Here is a 19,289-nt window from a genome sequence, read left to right as displayed (position 1 = left end):
GAGGAGAGATTAATCTCCTCCGCTTAACAACTATATGAAAAATAAACCACCTGACAGGTAACTCACGATGAAAAACAAATTACATACATCCATTTGGATTGGGCTTGCATGGATTTTGGGATTTATTCCGGCAATAGCGCAACAACTTTCGACAAATCAAGTCAACTACCAATTGACATATAATTCTGCAAATCAAACTTATACGGTATGGGTGGTGCCCCAATACGCCACGCCCAACGCTAACAATCCGAATACCAATGAATTTGGGGCCACGGCGCAGGTATCTCTGAAAGTGCCCAAAGACTTTGTCATTCAAAACATTACCGACATCAAGGGTACTTGGGAGAAAAACCCGGTAAAATTAGGAAGTCAGCCGGTATTTACACCAGCCAGTTTAGACCCGAATTATCTCTATTATGTGATTGGAAAAAACTCAACGGAATCTGACTATGGGGCTTTTGCAAGTGGTATTCCTGTTGCTCTTTTTACCTTCCAAGGCAATGCCTGTTATGGAGCAGTGGGAGTTTTAGCCAAAGCTGACCCTTTTGTGGCGGCGGCCAAAAACCTGGCTTCGCTCAATACGGCCTGTAGTTTTTATTCTCGCTCTGGACAGGCTACAAGCGGAAACGTAATCCCCTTAGAACAGTTTGTTGAAAAATTAGGCCCTGACGTAGACTGTAGCGCCCCTTCGATCAAGTTAATCAAAAGCATTACTTCCATCACCGACAACGGACCGACCGGTCGCGGCGTGGGCGATGTCATCAACTATACTTTCACCGTTACTAACACGGGCAACGTGTCGCTTTCTGGGGTTGCTTTGACCGACGCTAAACTCAGTTTGACGAACGCAGCCGTCAGCCCCAGTACACTTGCCCCTGGAGCAACGGGCACAGCTACCGCTGCTTATACCATCACCCAAGCCGATGTAAATGCAGGCGGCGTTGAAAATACCGCCACCGTCACAGGCACACCCTCAAGCGGACCTGTTGCAACTGTAACGGATGTCTCGGATGCAGGTACCAACAATACAGGCGGAACAATTTCTAATCCCGATGTTACGGAATCACCTAAGTTGGACGGAACGACCGATTCGGATCCTACAAACGACCCAACGGTGTTGCTGCTTGCGCCTTCGCCTTCGATTAAGTTAATCAAGAGCGTAGCTTCTGTGACCTCATCCGGTGCCTCCGGATCCTTAGACGATGTGATTAACTATACTTTCACGGTGACCAACACGGGTAACGTGACACTGAGCGGGGTATCGTTGACTGACGCTAAACTCGGTTTGAGCAACGCAGCGGTAAGTCCAGCGATTTTAATGCCGGGAGCCACAGGCACGGCTACCGCTACTTACACCATTACGCAAGCCGACATCAACGCGGGTGGAGTCCAAAACACGGCCACGGCCAGTGGTACGCCACCAAATTTGCCTAATGGCAATGCTGCCACTCCTGTAACGGACATCTCGGATGCAGGTACCAACAATACAGGCGGAACAATTTCTAATCCCGATGTTACGGAATCACCTAAGTTGGACGGAACGACCGATTCGGATCCTACAAACGACCCAACGGTGTTGCTGCTTGCGCCTTCGCCTTCGATTAAGTTAATCAAGAGCGTAGCTTCTGTGACCTCATCCGGTGCCTCCGGATCCTTAGACGATGTGATTAACTATACTTTCACGGTGACCAACACGGGTAACGTGACACTGAGCGGGGTATCGTTGACTGACGCTAAACTCGGTTTGAGCAGCGCAGCGGTAAGTCCAGCGATTTTAATGCCGGGAGCCACAGGCACGGCTACCGCTACTTACACCATTACGCAAGCCGACATCAACGCGGGTGGAGTCCAAAACACGGCCACGGCCAGTGGTACGCCACCAAATTTGCCTAATGGCAATGCTGCCACTCCTGTAACGGACATCTCGGATGCAGGTACCAACAATACAGGCGGAACAATTTCTAATCCCGATGTTACGGAGTCACCTAAGTTGGACGGAACGACCGATTCGGATCCTACAAACGACCCAACGGTGTTGCTGCTTGCGCCTTCGCCTTCGATTAAGTTAATCAAGAGCGTAGCTTCTGTGACCTCATCCGGTGCCTCCGGATCCTTAGACGATGTGATTAACTATACTTTCACGGTGACCAACACGGGTAACGTAACACTGAGCGGGGTATCGTTGACTGACGCTAAACTCGGTTTGAGCAACGCAGCGGTAAGTCCAGCGATTTTAATGCCGGGAGCCACAGGCACGGCTACCGCTACTTACACCATTACGCAAGCCGACATCAACGCGGGTGGAGTCCAAAACACGGCCACGGCCAGTGGTACGCCACCAAATTTGCCTAATGGCAATGCTGCCACTCCTGTAACGGACATCTCGGATGCAGGTACCAACAATACAGGCGGAACAATTTCTAATCCCGATGTTACGGAGTCACCTAAGTTGGACGGAACGACCGATTCGGATCCTACAAACGACCCAACGGTGTTGCTGATTACCCCTGCACCACAGGTACAGTTAGTGAAACTAGCTGCTATGGGAGGCACAGGTGCCGTTGGTGATGTGATAACCTATAGTTTTACCGTCACCAACACGGGTAATGTCACGCTGACAAATCTTTCCATTGATGATGTAAAATTGAGCCTGAACAACTTGGTAGTTTCACCGAGTACCCTTGCACCTAATGCCACTGGGACCGCCACGGCTACTTACACTATCACGCAGGCTGATGTCAATGCAGGCGAAGTTAAAAACAGCGCCATCGTGATAGGAACGCCGCCAACGGGTCCTGAGGTGACAGATGTTTCCGATAGTGGTAATGAATTGGTAGATACCCCTGCGGACCCTGACACGGATCCTACCAACGACCCAACCGTTGTGCCGCTGATCCAGAATCCACAAGTACGGTTAGTGAAACTAGCTGCTATGGGAGGCACAGGTGCCGTTGGTGATGTGATAACCTATAGTTTTACCGTCACCAACACGGGTAATGTCACGCTGACAAATCTTTCCATTGATGATGTAAAATTGAGCCTGAACAACTTGGTAGTTTCACCGAGTACCCTTGCACCTAATGCCACTGGGACCGCCACGGCTACTTACACTATCACGCAGGCTGATGTCAATGCAGGCGAAGTTAAAAACAGCGCCATCGTGATAGGAACGCCGCCAACGGGTCCTGAGGTGACAGATGTTTCCGATAGTGGTAATGAATTGGTAGATACCCCTGCGGACCCTGACACGGATCCTACCAACGACCCAACCGTTGTGCCGCTGATCCAGAATCCACAAGTACGGTTAGTGAAACTAGCTGCTATGGGAGGCACAGGTGCCGTTGGTGATGTGATAACCTATAGTTTTACCGTCACCAACACGGGTAATGTCACGCTGACAAATCTTTCCATTGATGATGTAAAATTGAGCCTGAACAACTTGGTAGTTTCACCGAGTACCCTTGCACCTAATGCCACTGGGACCGCCACGGCTACTTACACTATCACGCAGGCTGATGTCAATGCAGGCGAAGTTAAAAACAGCGCCATCGTGATAGGAACGCCGCCAACGGGTCCTGAGGTGACAGATGTTTCCGATAGTGGTAATGAATTGGTAGATACCCCTGCGGACCCTGACACGGATCCTACCAACGACCCAACCGTTGTGCCGCTGACCCAGAATCCCAAAATCGGTATTGCAAAAGAAGTTAGCTCCTTTGTAAACAACCTCAACTATACCTACGACGTTACGTTCAGTCTTAAAGTGAAAAACGTAGGCAATGTGCCTCTCAGTAACGTACAGGTATTTGATACGCTGTCCAAGACCTTCCCGAGTCCTGCTACCGTTAATGTTCTGGGTATCAGCAGTACTAAGTTTACCGTTAATCCCACCTATACGGGCACAGCAAGCCAGACTCAGCTGCTTTTGCCCGGCAATGCCTTGGCTATCGGTGACAGCGGAATCATCAGTTTGACGGTGCGCATCAGTCCGAATGCATTCGTAGGAGTTACATACATCAATATTGCTTACAGTACTGGTCAGAGTCCCTTGGGAGAAACCATAAAAGATCAATCGCAGTTGGGAAATAATCCCGATCCAGACTTTGATGGTGATCCTCAAAACAACTTTGTCCCAACTCCCATCACAATTCAGACTCCCGGCAAGCTAACGCTGTTGCCTAAGGTCTATTTGCAGGGATCATTGTTTGGGGTATTCTCTGGCAACCTTATGCGTGATGACCTGCGGGTGAAAAATCTGATTCCCCGAAAATCACCTTATGTATCCTGGAATCCTATTACTGCCGCCGATACCATTACCTCAAACACGGTGTTGACTGTCAGCGGGCAAGATGCCATCGTGGACTGGGTATTTGTTGAATTGCGCGATGCCAATGATTCAACTATCGTGGTAGACAGCCGCTCGGCCTTGGTTCAACGTGACGGTGATATTGTAGAGGTAGACGGCACTTCACCCATCACCTTCAACACGGTTGTTGCGGCTAGCTATTTTGTGTCGGTTCGTCACCGTAACCATTTGGGAGTCATGTCGCAAACGGCCCTGCCATTAACGCAGATCGTTTCTACGATTGATTTCCGTTCGACAGCCACTCCTACGTATGTTTTAGCAAATTCGCCGATTCATCAATCGCAAGTAGATGTAGTTCAGGGAAAAGCCCTCTGGGCGGGTAATTCCCTTTATGACGGGCAAGTGATTTACCAGGGTACTGACAACGACGTCAATGTTATCTATCAGCAAGTCATTGCAGCCATGGGCAATCCTTTTCTACTGCCTTTCTTCATTCTTTCAGGCTATTACACAGGAGATGTTAACATGGATGGAGAAGTGATTTTTCAGGGAACGACCAACGATGTAGAGTACATCTACCAAAATGTCATCAACAATCATCCTGGTAACGCCCTCAAACAAAACTTCTTTATCATTCAGGAGCAATTACCTAAATAAACATAGACAGACTCAGGGGAGCGCGATGCTCCCCTGTAAAAACCTGAAAATTCAACGAAATAAACATACACTACAATGAAAAAAGGAATATCTACAATCGCTTGGATTGGGCTAATCTGGTTTCTTGGCTTTGTTACGGTAGCAGCGCAGCAACTCTCGACAAATCAAGTCAATTACCAATTGACCTACCAAGCCAATACGGGGCTTTACACAGTTTGGGTGGTACCCAAATATGCTACGCCAAACGCTAATAATACCGATGTCAAAGAATTTGGAGCGACAGCGCAGGTATCGCTGAAAGTTCCCAAAGATTTTGTGATTCAGAATATCACCGACATAAAAGGAACTTGGGAGAAAAATCCCCTCAAATTGGGAAGTCAGGCCATATTTGCCTCGGCGAGTTTAGACGCTGCTTACAACTATTATGTTATTGGAAAAACAGCTACCGAAACCGATTATGGTTCATTTACCAACGGAACTCCCGTTGCTCTTTTTACCTTCCAAGGAAATGCCTGCTACAGCCCCGTAGGAATCTTAGCTAAAGCAGATCCCTTTGTGGCGGCGGCCAAAAGTGTGACTTCACTCAATACGGCATGTAGTTTTTATTCACGCTCTGGGCAAACGCCGAGCGGGAATGTTATTCCTTTAGAACAATTTGTCGAAAAATTAGGCCCTGATGCCACTTGCAATCCTCCTATTGACTTATCGCTTACCGTAGCTGTTAGCAATCAGCAGCCCGGCTTAAATGCAAATCTCACTTTAACTGTAAGCGTCAAAAATGAAGGACAAAATCCTGCATCCGGCGTAGAAGTAAAGGATATTTTACCTGCGGGGATGAATTTCCAAACTTTTGCCACAGCTACTGGTACTTATAACTCCGCTACGGGTACATGGACCATAGGAAATATCGCCGTTGGTCAAACCGTCACCTTGTCTATAGCAGTCCAAGTAACACAGACGGGTGTGCAGTATTTTACGGCCCAAATTTCTAAGGCAGATCAAACCGATACAGACTCTACTCCAAACAACAATATCGAAAGCGAAGACGACTTTGACCGAACTTGCATCACGGTTCCTGTACCAATTTGTGTAGGACAGGTTTTTGAACTTTCCATTCCATCGGGATATACCAATATTCAATGGTTTAGAAATGACCAACCAATCTCTGGTGCAACAACGTCCGTTATCCAAATTACCGAAGCGGGTTCTTACCGATTTACCGCTACTAACACCACTTGCCCAACAGCAGGTTGTTGTTCTTATATTTTCTACGAAGGCGACTGCTGCCCAACCAAAGCTATCTGTGTGCCTTTTACAGTCAAAAAAATAAAAAAATAAAAAACTTTGTCTTCAATCAACTAAGCCAAAGACCATTGATATATAGATTAGGGAAAAGAGTAATCCAATATAACAGGGCTCGCATGGAAGCCCTGTTATATTTTGTGTTGTCCTATTAAAAATTAATTTTCTTGTTTTAATTTCCACCAATACACCACCCCTGCAAGCCCAATTAACGTAATAATGAGCAAAATCCACGAAACCCAATTGGATTCAGACTCCAGTCTAGGCATGGGATTATCTAAAGCGGGCGAAATACCCGAAATCAAGGTGGAGGAAGAAATGGGGGAGGAGCTTACTTCCCCGCTAAATGGATAATAGGTTTGCTGAATCATGGCGATTAAGGTTTAAAACTGTGAATTAATACGGTAAATACATCCGCAGGATGTGTAATTTCAATTAACTGCTTCTGCCCCTGTGCATCTGCATAAGTGATACTTTGGCCTTCATAAACCAAAAAAAGCCGGTTGAGAATGGGATTGCCTTCGTAAAAATCCAGCCGTTTTTGCAGTACTTCTGCCTGCTTTCGGGCGTTGTTGAGTTTACTCTCCCATTCACTATACGTGTACTGACTTTTAGTGACTGGAGCAGAGACCGCTTTTTCATGGCGTAACGAAATGACCGTTTCTACGTATTCACTCAGGGTCATCCCGTTTTGATTGGCTTCGTGGGCCAATTGGATTTTGGTGCCTCCGTCACATTTAAAACCTAGCGTGACTTTGTTACGTGCGTTTTCCAGCCCTTCCAGCTGTAATGCCCTACCGTTGTTTTGATACTCGTTCATGGTTGTTATCATTAAATAGTTTAATTGAACGGCTCAAAACTAATTAACCCTGATAAACCGCTTTGGGGTTAATCAGGGTTAATGCAGGTTAATCGGCGTTAATGCGAGTTAATTACGGTTCTCCTAAGTGCGCGATAATAGTTGCCACCTGTTTAGGAGTAAGTACTCTATCGGTAGGGCTTAATGACAAATCGGGGATTTTTTCTATCCATTTTTTCATTGTTTCCATACTTACTCCGTAGCGGTCGGCCAACTCCGAGCGAGTCGCAGATTTAGATGTTTTTGTTTTCATGATAATTAAGATTTTAGACGTTGGAAATGGAAAGGTCCTATATAGGGCATTTCCATTTCCAACGTTAATTTTAAAAAGGAACCGACAAATGAAAGTAGACTTCTTTGCCTTTCTTAATGCGCGTTAAAAAGGGATGTAAACCCTCCATTAATCCTTTGAGGCGAGTGTCGATGGTTTTGGAAGTACAACCGAAATAATCAGTGAGCTGATTTACTAAATCTGCTTTTGATACTTCGCCCATCAAGTTTTCCGTTAACCAATCCTTGACTTCTCCCAATTCCGCTTTTTCTGCTTTCAGGTTTTTTTGATCAGTTACAAATTCGCCCTCAGCTACTACCAGTCCTTTAGCTTCTTCTGAATAACGCAGAAAATGTGGTTCGGGCTTTTTGATGCTTCGTGTATGGAGAAACTTCACGACAATTAAATCTGTCGACTTCCCATTGCTTCCTTTATCAAACCCTATCGAAATAACGGTTGAAGCTTTATTAATAAGTTCCGTACCCAAGTGCCCGCGTGCTTTTGATTCTCCGAAACTGTTAGGGTTTTCGTGAATGACACAAATAAAACATACATTATAGGAGTTAATCATGTCATTCAGCATATCAATGAGCTTTAAAGACTCCTTTGGGTCATTAAAGCTGCCGATACAATCGGTAATCACATCTATCACAACAATAATATGCTCATTTGGGTGGTTCTGACGCATATCTTCCAAATACTGACGGATAGCTTCAAATCGTTCCGCTCGGTCAATATCAATGAGACTTACAACATCGAAATTGGGAGGAATAGCTGTTTTGTCAAAACCCGCTTTTTCTTTGATACGCTGAACGGCATAAGGAAATTGATCCTTTTGATTACGTTCGGAGTCAATATAGGCCAAATGAAAGCGCATAAGCGGTGTGACAGTAAATCCAAGGAATTTAAGCTGAGGATTCATACAAAGAAAAGCCGCACCGATATTTTCGGTCAGGCGTGATTTGTGGGAGCCCTTTTGTCCCTGAATAACAGTGATGGTATTGGGATAAATAATTCCTATATCACCCAAAGACAGTATAGGGCGGGCAAATTGAATATCCTGGCATGCCCGAATTTCAATCATCTTTTGAACTTCCTTAAGGCGTGGAAGATAAGATGTTTTTGCCGCTTTAACAGGGGGGAGTCCAGTGGATTTAAACACCTGCTCTTCGTTATATTGATTGAAATTTCTGAATTTATCCAAGAGCGATGTCATGATGGGTAAACGCCTCCTGTCGCCATTAGATCCATAAGTTCTTTGCGATAATAATCCCGTTGGACAGAAAGAGAAATGAGCTTATCGGCGATTGAGGCAGAAAAAGCGATATAGGAATCTTTCAGCTGTTCCAAAACTGCTATCAAACCCACAAATGTGGAGAGCTCATTTTCCAAAAACTTAATGGTTCGACAGTTGCTTTCTGTTTGTTCATCAAAGGGAAGGTTTCGCAGCAGGAATAAACGGGTTTGTTTTTTTTCGAGCAGAGCCACGACATTGACCAGTTCTTTTTCAAGAACTGCCTCCCAAAACAGCACTGTGTTGTTTTGGGAGGGGGTAGGAGACAAACTCATTTTTTTGACTCTTTACGTTTGTAAGTAACGGCATCTTCTTCGATTTCCTGACGGGTGCGTCGTTTTCGGGACAATATCCAGTCATCAAGTTGATGCGTAAGAAACGTCAGCCTGCGTCCCAGTTTTTGGTGAGGGATTCCGCGTGAAGAAGTTAATTGGTAAAGCGTGTTTTTGGGAACGCCTAAATACGTGGCAGCCTCATCAATGCTGAGTGGCTTGGCTGTTTGTGAAGTAGACAGCGTTGTCTCAGCCAGTACTTTGCGGAGAGAAGCTGAAATGAGCTCCTCTAAGTCCGCCGGAGAAATAAGTATTATTGACATTTTTTTACCGAGCCCATTTTTAGTTTTCTGTGTGAACTCGAATGCGAATAAATAGGGGTTGTTTGTGGTTGTTTTTAATTTGGTAAGGTTATATTTTAGCGTGGTAACCCAATGTATGGCTATATTTCCTTGCTAATCAACGCTTTAATTTCTTCCAGTTTTTTGATGATTATTTCTTTGTCCTTCTCGGTAATTTGAGAATTACTGAAAAAATTACGAGCAGTCTGAGCACTGTATCCGGTTAAAATATGAATAGATTCTGCCAATGATCGATCTGATAACAAAGCTTTGTCCTGCAATAGTACTCCAGATTCCCGAAGCGATTGAAAGAAGTAAGCTGTTTGTACTTGGCTTAGTGTTGTAAGGTCATCATCTCGTTTTCTGGTAATTTTAACTTTCAATGAATCGGTAAGAGGGTTATCTCCCAATGACAGCTTTTTTAAATCTGCAATCAATTTATAGAGGATTTCATGCTTTTTGTATACTGGATAAATTTTTAAATAGATTTTTTGAATAAGACTTTCATCATCTTCGGTCAGGTTATACATCCCCATGTATACCTTTTTTACTTCATCAATGGTTGGTTCTCTGGTGATATATTGATTTAGCCATTCATCGGAAGGTATGGGGATATACAAAGGGTCTTTTTGAACTCGTTGATAGGCATAGCTAGTTTGCATGCGTTCTAACATATCCAGATAACTTGATAATTCGTCGTTATCATCGTCTTCAAATAGAATGTGAGCAGATTCAATAAGGCCAAAACCCAAAAGATTTAAATCAGCCATACCAGCATTGAGATATTCTACCAGAGTATCGGAGTTTTCTTCTTCTGCCAGCTCTTCCTGAAGTTGAATTTCATATTTGTAAGCTTGAACAACATCTTCTCCTTTCATTTTAACACGTTCCAGTCGCCGCAGAATGCCCTTATATTGATTGTCATAGATATAATCAATAAGTTTAATCTCTGTGGGATAGGTTGCTCTTAAATATTCTAAAAGAGTAAGCTGAGAGAATTCTTCAGGTGAATACCTGTCCATTAAATGAAAGGCAAATAGCATGTGAAAAGTTGTTTTTAACGGACGAATATATGCCTTTTAAGCATCATTAAAATACTTTTCCCTTTCTTTTGGTTCATTATGCTTAAAAGCAGCATAAGGTATCCAAAAATTTAAATTTTATCATCGAAGTGATCGCCAAGCAGTCCTATATCATGGTAAGCCGGATTATCCAAAACCAGGAAATCTGAAGCCGATTTTGCTAATGTAAAATTTTCTCTTTTGCTTTCATGACATATACAGTAAGAGGCTCATGCCTTTAATCTGGAAAATCTTTCCTGAATCAATTGGATAAAGGCTTCTTTAAAATCAGGACTGAGAAAACTGATGGCTATATACTCCATCCATTTCTCTTTTACTTTTTCCATTTTTTTGAAAATATTTTCCTGTTGTTTTACCTCCAATTTTAAGGTGGTAAACGCTGTGGTAAAGTCGCTGCGCTTTAATTTTCTCTTTTTCCCATTGAGAGTCAGCGCCATATCTTCGTTATCAGCTGGATTGACCAAGGCCGTAGCTACCATGTCGTAGGCAGGGGACAGTATCGGCCCGAGGCTGGGTTGGGTAATCAGTGAAAAATTTTTCAGGTGCATATCGGCATTGCCTGTAAGAAATGAAAATAGTACCTGCTCAAAAAAATTGACGGTATCTAAGCCCGGATTGGTTGAATATTTCAGGATGGTTTTCGCTATTTGTTCATACGAACCGTGGTATTTATCTTCTGTCAGCCGCTCCGTCAGTTGACACATGTCTTCCATGGGTAATTTGTTTTTTTTTACCCGGTCTATTCGTTTGGTAATATAGGCCAAACTACCCGATTGCAGACGAATCAGGCTATGGGGTACGGTCCTGATTCCGGCGATTTCAGCCAGGTGCATGGTTAAGTCCTCTACTTCAGGTAATTGTGGATAATGCGGGGTTGGGGGTTTTAAGATATACCCTCCCCAAAGCCCCACAATCGTAAACCGTTGAGATTCTGTTTTCTTTTTTCCTGAGACAATTTCCAAAGACAGTTTTGGCTGGACTCCCGTGACGGTCATTTGGCTTCTTATGACTTGGGTAGCCAATTCTTCCATTTGATTTTCGGTATAGGGCAGAGCGGGGGGAGTAGCGTTGCCAAAGATTTTTTTACTGCACGAAGCATGAAAATCGGTTTCCGTTGGCCCCAAAAGTTGATAACAGTACAAACACCTTTTCATAGTCTATCCTCCTCTTCAACAGGGTATATACTTACCGCTCCAATACAATCTCTGCAACAAGCCAGTAATAATCCCATTCGATCACGAGGATTGAGTTTCCAGTTTCTTTGGGCAATGTCCAGCAGCCATCCTTCAGGAATCAGGCCGTCGAAGAAGGGGAACAATACTTTATCGGTAAAAGCAACCTGTTGTAAGGGCAGCGTAAGGCTGATCGGTTCGGGTTTTTCTCTCTGCAAATAATCCTTGTCATATTCAAAATGATACCCGTTTTCATCCTGTATCAGCCACCCTGCGGTTAAAGCGTGGAATTTGACTTCAGCCTTTCTCATCGGTCAGTAGTTTACGGTTAACGGGTACCGCCCCAGTCTCATACCCAAATAATTGTAACACTTGGTTTACCTTGTCCATACGCAAGGTTTGTTTGCCCTGTTCGAGTTCACGAATAAAGCGAAGGCCCACCCCGGCTTTCTCGGCCAACTCGGGCTGAGTCAGTTTGGCGGCATTACGCTTTTCTTTAACAAATTTACTTATCAACATAATTACACTGTATTTATACCTTATCGGGTGTAAATATAATGTAATTATGGCTATTTGTACCTGATAGGGTATAATAATTATTTATTATTAATATATTTCCATAGTGGCATACTAGTATGAATTTTCGAAGGCAGTCAAAGAAATAGTTTAAAGATTGAATAATGACATTTACATCAAAGCTTTCATGGCTTCATCCAATACATCGTTTCCAAAGCTATCCAAGTAAATACGGGTGGTACGTTCGCTGTCGTGTCCCATCATCTCGGAGATAACCGAAGTGGGCGTTCCACTTTTTTTCTGGATAGTAGCAAAAGAATGTCGTGCTACGTACGTAGTCAATGGAACTCCAATTTCAAGTAACTTCCCTATTTCTTTTAAATCGTCATTTGTCTGTCCGTTAACTTTATGGATTCGGTCGCTGATTTGTTTGGGTGTTTTGTGAAAATCGCTCAAAATTGGAAAAATAAAAGATTCCTCACCAAGATAATAGGTTTGTTTATAGTGTTCCAAAATATGTAAAGTGGGAGGTAACAAAATGATATTAAAGTCCTCTCCGGTCTTTTGGCGAGTATATAGTAAGCGGCCGCTTTGAATATTACTCCAACGCAAATTGGCCATGTCTACAAAGTTGATACCACCACAGTAATAACTGAACATGAAGTAATTGCGTGAGTGAAAAAGGCGAGATTTAGCGTTTGGACTAAACTGAGCAATGCGTAACATTTCTTCTTTAGAAATCGCTCGCTTTTTTGTTTTGGCACGTCTATATTTAGAGAAACTGAATTCTTTAAAAGGAGTATAATCGTCCTTTACAAGCTTGTCTTTTTTTGCGTAGTTGAGGGCCGTATTAAACGTTCTCAGGTAAAGAAAAATCGAATTGGGTTCCAGAGACTGTCTTTTGAGCCATTCTTCGTATTTCGTAATAAAAGCATGGGTAACGTCAGAAAACTCTAAATCTTTATCACGGCGATAGTTTTTGAGTTTAAGCAGCGTTGCCTTAAAAGTGTCAGAATAGCCAATTTTTCCCGCCTCTATCTTTCGGGAAATAATCTCTTCAAAGTAAGAGAAAACCGTGTGGGTAGTCTTCCGCTTATTCACCTGTAAAATCTCCGCCAGTTCTTCGAGTGAGTAAATGCGGCCTTCGTTTTCTAAGTTTAAAATTTCTCGGTTAGCACGATTGGTAATACTGCCAATGGCAACGGCCATTTCTTTATACAGTGGATGCTTCTTTTTGGGGAGGTGGGTTTTGTCATCCCAATCACTTGCCAAACAGCTGAAACCTAAGTTCAGGTATTTGATTTTTCGATTCTGAATGAGGCGCAGCATGACGGGATGTTCGTCATTTTTTAACACTTTTGAGGTGAACAGGATTACTTTTGCGGAGGTCATAGCGGTACAGTTGCAGAGGGGCAATGGGTCGAAATTTTCGTATTTGGTTTAAATACGGTTTAAACATGGTTTAAACAAATGTAGCAAAAAAGTACAAATATTAGCTAATATTAGAAAATATATATTTTTTAATTAGTTGATATTCAATTAATTAAAAATATTGACAATTAACAAAAGTACAAAGCAAATAGCCTGGGGGGCAAGGGGTCGTGGGTTCAAATCCCGCTATCCCGACTTGATTATCAGGGAGTTGCGTTTAATCGTGACTCCCTTTTATTTTGGCTTGCAATACAATGTGTACCACAAAGCCTGTAGTTCCCCTACTTGTACCAAGATAACGCGGTTATTGATAGCCTGATTTTAGGGGGGCAAGACTAAAGTCTGTGGGAAGCGTTGGATTCTTCTAGGTTTATGTTGTTAACGAACAGGTCAAACGAAATTCTGGAAGAAGGTAAAAAAGAAAATCACGCCCATTTTTTTATAACTTTACCCACAAAGTAACGCCCCAATCATCTCCCTGACTTTTCTGCAACTAATGACGACTAAGCTAAATCTTATGATGAAGAATACGCTCCTGATATTCCACTTTTTAATATGTGCATTGATGACACAGGGGCAGAATAAAGGCCCGCTTGAAAATGTAGTGATCACATCCCAAAAGAAAAAAACGCAGGTATTTACCAACGAAAAAGGTGAATTGCAGGTAAACGTATCGCCAAAAGATGTCGTTAAATTTAAAGCCGCTAAATTGGTTCGTTATAGTGACTTCGGCGCCAGAGGCGATGGCAAAGCCGATGACATAGACGCTATCGCGGCGACCCATGCATTTGCCAACCTACACGGCCTTTTGGTGAAAGCTGACGATGGAGCCACCTATTACATTGGAGGCAAGGAGCGTACAGCGGTCATCCAAACCGACACTGATTTTGGCACGGCAGCCTTCATTATTGATGACACTGAGGTGCAAAATCGGAATGCTGCTGTTTTCACGATAAGTTCAACTCTCAAAGCGTTCAAGCCAGAAAGGATATCTTCCCTTAAAAGAAATCAGAAAAAAATCGATGTGCCTTTGTCCGGGCCCTGCTTGATCACGGTCACAAATGCTAACGTAAAGCAATACATTCGGTTTGGGCTCAACCAAAACAATGGATCTTCGCAGACCGATATTTTTGTCGTTGACAAAAACGGTAACGTAGATATGAACGCTCCAATCATCTGGGATTTCGACCAAATCACGGAAATCACCGCGTTGCCCATTGACGAGACTCCACTCAAGATTACCGGGGGGCATTTCACCACTATTGCCAATAAAGCGGAATCAAAATATACCTACTACAACCGCAACATCGCCATCAGGCGCTCCAATGTACTTTTAGAAGGGCTACAGCACCATATAAAAGGCGAAGAAGACCACGGTGCGCCCTACGGAGGCTTCATTAACATTGGTGAATGCTCCTATATAACGGTAAAAAATACCATCTTGACGGGACACCGAACCTATAGCACCATCGGCGCGGCTGGTAAGCCAGTCTCCATGGGCTCGTACGACTTATCGGTCAACCGGGCACTTAACGTATCCTTCGTGGATTGCAGCCAGACCAATGACATCAACGACAATACGTACTGGGGCATTCTGGGCTCTAACTTCTGTAAAAATCTTCTTTACGATCATTGTATCCTATCCCGGTTTGATGCTCACCAAGGCGTTGCTAATGCTACCATCCGCAACTCTACCCTCGGGCACATGGGGATCAATGCCATCGGCAGCGGCGTCTTGCTGGTGGAAAATTCCACCATTCGCGGCAGGAGCATTGTCAACCTGCGCCCCGATTATGGCAGTACATGGCAGGGAGAGTTAATAATCCGTAACTGTGTCTTTGTACCCGCAGACGGCAGACCCACCAGCGCCGCCCTGATAAGCGGATCCTATTCAGGTCAGCATGATTTCGGCTACACCTGCTATATGCCAGAACGCATCACCATTGAAAATCTCCGTATCGACGACTCCCGGCATCCAGACAACTACCAAGGGCCTGCCATTTTTTCTAATTTCAATCCGCAAATGACGGATATTTCCTACAAAGAAAAATTCCCCTATGTCATAACGAAAGAGGTCATTCTCAGGAATATAACGACAACTAGCGGAAAAGTGTTGAGAATCAGCGATAATCTGGTCATGTTTAGGGATGTAAAGGTTAATATTAGTCAGTGAAGTTATGCATCCTTATTATTGCGAAAGTAATTACCTTAGCTACTTCAAAAAACAGTAAATGATGAGATTCCTGACACTTGGTATGGCCTTTTTTTGGCTCTCGATTTCGTTCCTGCGGGCCCAGCCTGCTCCGAAGCAGGCCCAGTGGTCTAAATTGTATATCATGCCCGATAAACGGACCATTACGCGCGGAGATGGCAAGCCGTTTTTCTGGTTGGGAGATACCGCGTGGGAATTGTTTCATCGGTTGACAAAAGAAGAAGCTGATTTTTATTTAAAACGTCGCGCCGAACAGGGTTTTACGGTCATTCAGGCGGTGGCTTTGGCAGAGTTTGACGGCCTGACGCAACCTAACCAATACGGTCAGTTGCCGCTCAAAAACAATGACCCAACGCAGCCCAATGAACTGTATTTTCAGCACGTAGATTATGTCATCAATAAGGCCGCCTCACTGGGATTAGTAACGGGCTTACTGCCTACTTGGGGAGATAAATTTAATAAGAAATGGGGAGTAGGGCCAGAGATATTTACGCCCGAAAATGCCCGTGTATATGGCGAGTGGTTGGGAAAACGCTACAAAGGTAAGCCCGTCATTTGGATATTGGGTGGGGATAGAAGCCCCGAAGCGGAAAAACATTTTGCCATCATCAGGGCCATGGCCGAAGGTATTCGGGCAGGTAATGGTGGCACGCAGCTCATGACGTACCATCCCATGGGCAACAGTAATTCGGCGGCATTTTTTCATAAAGATAATTGGTTGAATTTCAACATGTATCAGTCGGGACATTCGGCGCGTAATGCCAAAAATTACGTGATGCAACGCCAGAATTACCAGTTGTTTCCCGTAAAACCCACCCTCGACGGAGAGCCGCGCTACGAAGACCATCCCATCAATTGGAAACCCGAACAGGATTATTTTAACGCGCACGATGCTCGGCAGGCGGCGTGGTGGGCCATGCTGGCCGGCGGCGCTGGCCATACATACGGTAACCACAATGTATGGCAGTTTTTTGACCCTAACCGCAACAAACCCATCTCCGTAGCTCGTACCCATTGGCGGCGGGCCGTTGACAGTGAGGGGGCGTGGCAAGTGGGCTTTCTGCGCAAACTTTATGAATCACACCCTTGGAATCAACTGATTCCGGAGCAGTCGCTGCTGAAAGGTGATAACCCCGACGATGCCGGCTATCAAATGGCGGCTTGGGGTGAAAGCAAAGATTTCTTATTTGCTTATACCCCAACGGGCAAACCCCTGAAAATTGATTTAGCAAAACTCCAAGCTACCCAATTAAAGGCTTACTGGTTTAACCCCCGCGATGGCATCACTACGCTCATTGGTGATTTTAAAAACGATGGTGTCAAAGAATTCCAAACGCCCGTAAGTTGTCCCACTTGCGACTGGGTGTTGGTCGTTGATGATGCCACGAAGCCGTGGGCTGGTTATGGATTGCCAAAAGCTGTGAAAAAATAAACTATGAATTTCCCCTTTTTTATTGCCCGTCGTTACTTCAGTTCCAAGAAGAAAAAAAGCTTTATCAGCCTGATTTCCAATATTTCGATGTTGGGCGTGGGCGTAGGTACGATGGCTCTTGTGATTGTGTTGTCGGTCTTCAACGGCATGGAAGAACTAAACCGACAACTGTTTCGGAGCTTTGATCCCGACCTAAAAATAACGCCTGCCCAAGGTAAACGCATTGACGTTACGCCCGCGCTTTTGTCGAAAATCAAACAAATAAAAGGTGTAAAATTTGCCACGCAGGTGATTGAAGACAACGCCTTGGCACGCTACGGCGACCGTCGCGTGGTGGTCAAGCTCAAAGGGGTGGATTCTACTTACGAACAACGGCATCAACTTGATACGGCGCTGGTTTACGGAACGGTACAAGTCATGGTCGACGGGGAGCCTAAAGCCGTGGTTGGGGCCACGGTTCAGCAATTGTTAAGCATCAATCCCAATGATATTCTGACACCCCTCGAACTCTGGTACCCGCGCTCAGATACGCGCTCGCTCAACCTCAACTCCCCCGACGCCTTCAATCAGCAAATCATTCGGGTGGGTGGGGTGTATATGCTCGAACTGCGGTTTGATGATTATGTGATTGTACCCCTAGATTTTGCGGCTGAGCTGCTCGGCTACGGCGCGCAACGCTCGTCGTTTGAACTTCAACTGCAACCCAACGCCGACGCCGATGCGGTCAAAAGTGATTTGGAAAAGAACTTGGGTGACACGTTTGTAATCCGTACCCGCGACGAGCAGAATGCTGATTTATTACGTGCCATTCGCCTCGAAAAACTGTTTGTGACCGTTACCTTGGGTTTGATTGTGTTGGTGGCGGCCGTTAATATTTTCTTCTCGCTTTCCATGCTCGTCATCGAAAAGCGCGACGACATCAAAATGCTTTTTGCAATGGGCGCAACAAGCAGCATGGTCAAGCGCATTTTTTTGTTTGAAGGCGGATTGGTGGCTTTTAGTGGCGCGGCAGTGGGATTGATTTTGGGCGTGATTGTGTGTTGGGCGCAGCAAACCTACGGCTTGGTTTCGATGGGAATGGTGAGTTCGTTGGTGGATGCCTACCCCGTCAAAATGGTGTGGCAAGACTTCGTAATTACGGCTTTTTTGGTCATTTCGGTCACCATCATCGTGTCGTTTTTACCCGCCAAGCGCGCCGCTGAAATGGGGTAAACTACAATTCAATCACTTGCCCCTGCACCGCTACTTTGTAGCCTTCTTTGGCGGTTTGAATAAACTCTTTCGTTTCGGTCCTGAGCAATGGATTCGTGTGGTTGAAATGCGTAAAGTAGACTTTTTGCTTTTCAGTTTTGGGTAATTTTTCCAACAGCTTCATGGTTTCCGACACAAACGGGTGCGGTACTTCGCTCATGGGGCGCGGTATTTCGCCATCGGCAAAGAATGTGGCGTCAATAAAGGCATAATCGGTGGCTTTGACGACGTCGTTTAGGTCTTTATTCCAAAGACTCCACTTGTCGATGTCGGGTATGTAGATGAATGTCTTGCGGTCAGTTTGGATGCGAAAACCCACGGTTTCCGAATATTCGGCGCGGTGTGGCACGGTAAAGGGTTGGATTTTGATGCGCTCGTTCAACACAATCCAGATGCTGTCGGTCATGGGTTGAAGGTCAATATTTTTCAAACTCACCAACTGACTCCACGGACCGTTGTTTTCCAGAAATCGCTGCATGAGCGGCATGGCGTACACTTTCACGTTTTTGGCCCCCAAGGCTTCCCGCCCCAAGTGCATCAAGCCCGTATAATGCCCAATGTGGGCGTGGGTCAAAAAAATGCCCGCTAGCTCGTTGGCGGTGTTGTGGGTGTTGTTTTTGAGCAATTGCAATTGGTATTTGAAATCGGGTGTGGCATCAATCAGCCAACGCTGTTTGGTCAGAGGGTCTACAATCGCCAGACTCGTTACGTACAGTGGCGGGCGGCGTCCCTCCCAGGCATCTAGGCAGTTGGGCGTGTTGCATCCTGCCTGCGGATAGCCTCCATCTTGGGTAACGCCTAATACCAAAATGTAAGGAGACTGAGCGTGGACGAGAGCGGAGAGGAAGAGAAAGATGATGAGAAGGCGCATTTTTGAAGGAATTTACCCTG

Annotated in this window: 17 protein-coding genes; 5 read left to right on the top strand and 12 right to left on the bottom strand. The window is 44.8% G+C overall.

Annotated features, from left to right (window positions below):
* Nucleotides 1-67: 67 nt before the first annotated feature.
* Nucleotides 68-4,963 (top strand): beta strand repeat-containing protein, encoded by a 4,896-nt coding sequence (locus tag DR864_RS09020; RefSeq protein WP_114066649.1) that lies wholly within the window; start codon nucleotides 68-70, stop codon nucleotides 4,961-4,963.
* A 75-nt stretch (nucleotides 4,964-5,038) separates the two neighbouring features.
* Nucleotides 5,039-6,301, top strand: coding sequence for a DUF11 domain-containing protein (locus tag DR864_RS09015; protein ID WP_114066648.1), 1,263 nt, complete (start codon nucleotides 5,039-5,041; stop codon nucleotides 6,299-6,301).
* 122 nt (nucleotides 6,302-6,423) lie between these two features.
* Here DR864_RS09015 and DR864_RS09010 read toward each other — a convergent pair whose 3' ends face one another.
* The 11 genes from DR864_RS09010 to DR864_RS08960 form a co-directional block, all read right to left on the bottom strand.
* Nucleotides 6,424-6,636, bottom strand: coding sequence for a hypothetical protein (locus DR864_RS09010; RefSeq protein ID WP_114066647.1), 213 nt, complete (start codon nucleotides 6,634-6,636; stop codon nucleotides 6,424-6,426).
* 5 nt (nucleotides 6,637-6,641) lie between these two features.
* Nucleotides 6,642-7,085, bottom strand: coding sequence for a hypothetical protein (locus tag DR864_RS09005; RefSeq protein ID WP_114066646.1), 444 nt, complete (start codon nucleotides 7,083-7,085; stop codon nucleotides 6,642-6,644).
* 112 nt (nucleotides 7,086-7,197) lie between these two features.
* Nucleotides 7,198-7,377, bottom strand: a complete 180-nt coding sequence (locus tag DR864_RS09000; RefSeq protein ID WP_114066645.1) for a DUF4248 domain-containing protein — start codon at nucleotides 7,375-7,377, stop codon at nucleotides 7,198-7,200.
* A 70-nt stretch (nucleotides 7,378-7,447) separates the two neighbouring features.
* On the bottom strand, nucleotides 7,448-8,611 hold the full coding sequence (locus tag DR864_RS08995) for a hypothetical protein (RefSeq protein WP_114066644.1): 1,164 nt from the start codon (nucleotides 8,609-8,611) through the stop codon (nucleotides 7,448-7,450).
* Nucleotides 8,608-8,964 (bottom strand): hypothetical protein, encoded by a 357-nt coding sequence (locus DR864_RS08990; RefSeq protein WP_114066643.1) that lies wholly within the window; start codon nucleotides 8,962-8,964, stop codon nucleotides 8,608-8,610. Before DR864_RS08990 ends, DR864_RS08995 begins: the two co-directional genes overlap by 4 nt.
* Nucleotides 8,961-9,284 carry a helix-turn-helix domain-containing protein gene (locus DR864_RS08985; protein WP_114066642.1) on the bottom strand — a complete coding sequence of 108 codons (324 nt, stop codon included), beginning with the start codon at nucleotides 9,282-9,284 and terminating at the stop codon, nucleotides 8,961-8,963. Before DR864_RS08985 ends, DR864_RS08990 begins: the two co-directional genes overlap by 4 nt.
* A gap of 119 nt (nucleotides 9,285-9,403) precedes the next feature.
* Nucleotides 9,404-10,345, bottom strand: a complete 942-nt coding sequence (locus DR864_RS08980; protein ID WP_162793666.1) for a hypothetical protein — start codon at nucleotides 10,343-10,345, stop codon at nucleotides 9,404-9,406.
* A 248-nt stretch (nucleotides 10,346-10,593) separates the two neighbouring features.
* Nucleotides 10,594-11,538 (bottom strand): HipA domain-containing protein, encoded by a 945-nt coding sequence (locus DR864_RS08975; protein ID WP_114066640.1) that lies wholly within the window; start codon nucleotides 11,536-11,538, stop codon nucleotides 10,594-10,596.
* Nucleotides 11,535-11,867: a HipA N-terminal domain-containing protein gene (locus DR864_RS08970; protein WP_114066639.1), complete on the bottom strand. Its 333-nt coding sequence runs from the start codon at nucleotides 11,865-11,867 to the stop codon at nucleotides 11,535-11,537. Before DR864_RS08970 ends, DR864_RS08975 begins: the two co-directional genes overlap by 4 nt.
* Nucleotides 11,854-12,075, bottom strand: a complete 222-nt coding sequence (locus DR864_RS08965; protein ID WP_114066638.1) for a helix-turn-helix transcriptional regulator — start codon at nucleotides 12,073-12,075, stop codon at nucleotides 11,854-11,856. The genes DR864_RS08970 and DR864_RS08965 overlap by 14 nt, the downstream gene beginning before the upstream one ends.
* A 168-nt stretch (nucleotides 12,076-12,243) precedes the next feature.
* Nucleotides 12,244-13,464, bottom strand: coding sequence for a site-specific integrase (locus tag DR864_RS08960; protein WP_114066637.1), 1,221 nt, complete (start codon nucleotides 13,462-13,464; stop codon nucleotides 12,244-12,246).
* A gap of 559 nt (nucleotides 13,465-14,023) precedes the next feature.
* Here DR864_RS08960 and DR864_RS08955 point away from each other — a divergent pair.
* The 3 genes from DR864_RS08955 to DR864_RS08945 are packed head-to-tail and all read left to right on the top strand — an operon-like array spanning nucleotide 14,024 to nucleotide 18,359.
* On the top strand, nucleotides 14,024-15,676 hold the full coding sequence (locus DR864_RS08955) for a hypothetical protein (RefSeq protein WP_114070220.1): 1,653 nt from the start codon (nucleotides 14,024-14,026) through the stop codon (nucleotides 15,674-15,676).
* A 58-nt stretch (nucleotides 15,677-15,734) separates the two neighbouring features.
* Nucleotides 15,735-17,147: a glycoside hydrolase family 140 protein gene (locus tag DR864_RS08950; RefSeq protein WP_205319223.1), complete on the top strand. Its 1,413-nt coding sequence runs from the start codon at nucleotides 15,735-15,737 to the stop codon at nucleotides 17,145-17,147.
* Nucleotides 17,148-17,150: 3 nt separating this feature from the next.
* Nucleotides 17,151-18,359, top strand: coding sequence for an ABC transporter permease (locus DR864_RS08945; RefSeq protein ID WP_114066636.1), 1,209 nt, complete (start codon nucleotides 17,151-17,153; stop codon nucleotides 18,357-18,359).
* Nucleotide 18,360: 1 nt separating this feature from the next.
* Here the strand turns inward: DR864_RS08945 and DR864_RS08940 are convergent, their stop codons facing one another.
* Nucleotides 18,361-19,269, bottom strand: coding sequence for an MBL fold metallo-hydrolase (locus tag DR864_RS08940; protein WP_114066635.1), 909 nt, complete (start codon nucleotides 19,267-19,269; stop codon nucleotides 18,361-18,363).
* Nucleotides 19,270-19,289 lie beyond the last annotated feature (20 nt).

It is taken from the genome of Runella rosea, from assembly GCF_003325355.1.
In the GTDB taxonomy this organism is placed as follows: Bacteria; Bacteroidota; Bacteroidia; order Cytophagales; family Spirosomataceae; genus Runella; species Runella rosea.
Note: the sequence above shows the minus strand (reverse complement) of the source record. Positions and strands in the feature narration are given on the sequence as shown.

Coding starts and splice junctions, on each gene's coding strand:
- DR864_RS08950 (WP_205319223.1), top strand. CDS start 15,735: ATGATGAGATTCCTGACACTTGGTATGGCCTTTTTTTGGCTCTCGATT.
- DR864_RS08970 (WP_114066639.1), bottom strand. CDS start 11,867: ATGAGAAAGGCTGAAGTCAAATTCCACGCTTTAACCGCAGGGTGGCTG.
- DR864_RS08990 (WP_114066643.1), bottom strand. CDS start 8,964: ATGAGTTTGTCTCCTACCCCCTCCCAAAACAACACAGTGCTGTTTTGG.
- DR864_RS08945 (WP_114066636.1), top strand. CDS start 17,151: ATGAATTTCCCCTTTTTTATTGCCCGTCGTTACTTCAGTTCCAAGAAG.
- DR864_RS08955 (WP_114070220.1), top strand. CDS start 14,024: ATGAAGAATACGCTCCTGATATTCCACTTTTTAATATGTGCATTGATG.
- DR864_RS08965 (WP_114066638.1), bottom strand. CDS start 12,075: ATGTTGATAAGTAAATTTGTTAAAGAAAAGCGTAATGCCGCCAAACTG.
- DR864_RS08980 (WP_162793666.1), bottom strand. CDS start 10,345: ATGCTATTTGCCTTTCATTTAATGGACAGGTATTCACCTGAAGAATTC.
- DR864_RS09005 (WP_114066646.1), bottom strand. CDS start 7,085: ATGAACGAGTATCAAAACAACGGTAGGGCATTACAGCTGGAAGGGCTG.
- DR864_RS09020 (WP_114066649.1), top strand. CDS start 68: ATGAAAAACAAATTACATACATCCATTTGGATTGGGCTTGCATGGATT.
- DR864_RS08975 (WP_114066640.1), bottom strand. CDS start 11,538: ATGAAAAGGTGTTTGTACTGTTATCAACTTTTGGGGCCAACGGAAACC.
- DR864_RS08960 (WP_114066637.1), bottom strand. CDS start 13,464: ATGACCTCCGCAAAAGTAATCCTGTTCACCTCAAAAGTGTTAAAAAAT.
- DR864_RS09010 (WP_114066647.1), bottom strand. CDS start 6,636: ATGATTCAGCAAACCTATTATCCATTTAGCGGGGAAGTAAGCTCCTCC.
- DR864_RS09015 (WP_114066648.1), top strand. CDS start 5,039: ATGAAAAAAGGAATATCTACAATCGCTTGGATTGGGCTAATCTGGTTT.
- DR864_RS08985 (WP_114066642.1), bottom strand. CDS start 9,284: ATGTCAATAATACTTATTTCTCCGGCGGACTTAGAGGAGCTCATTTCA.
- DR864_RS08940 (WP_114066635.1), bottom strand. CDS start 19,269: ATGCGCCTTCTCATCATCTTTCTCTTCCTCTCCGCTCTCGTCCACGCT.
- DR864_RS09000 (WP_114066645.1), bottom strand. CDS start 7,377: ATGAAAACAAAAACATCTAAATCTGCGACTCGCTCGGAGTTGGCCGAC.
- DR864_RS08995 (WP_114066644.1), bottom strand. CDS start 8,611: ATGACATCGCTCTTGGATAAATTCAGAAATTTCAATCAATATAACGAA.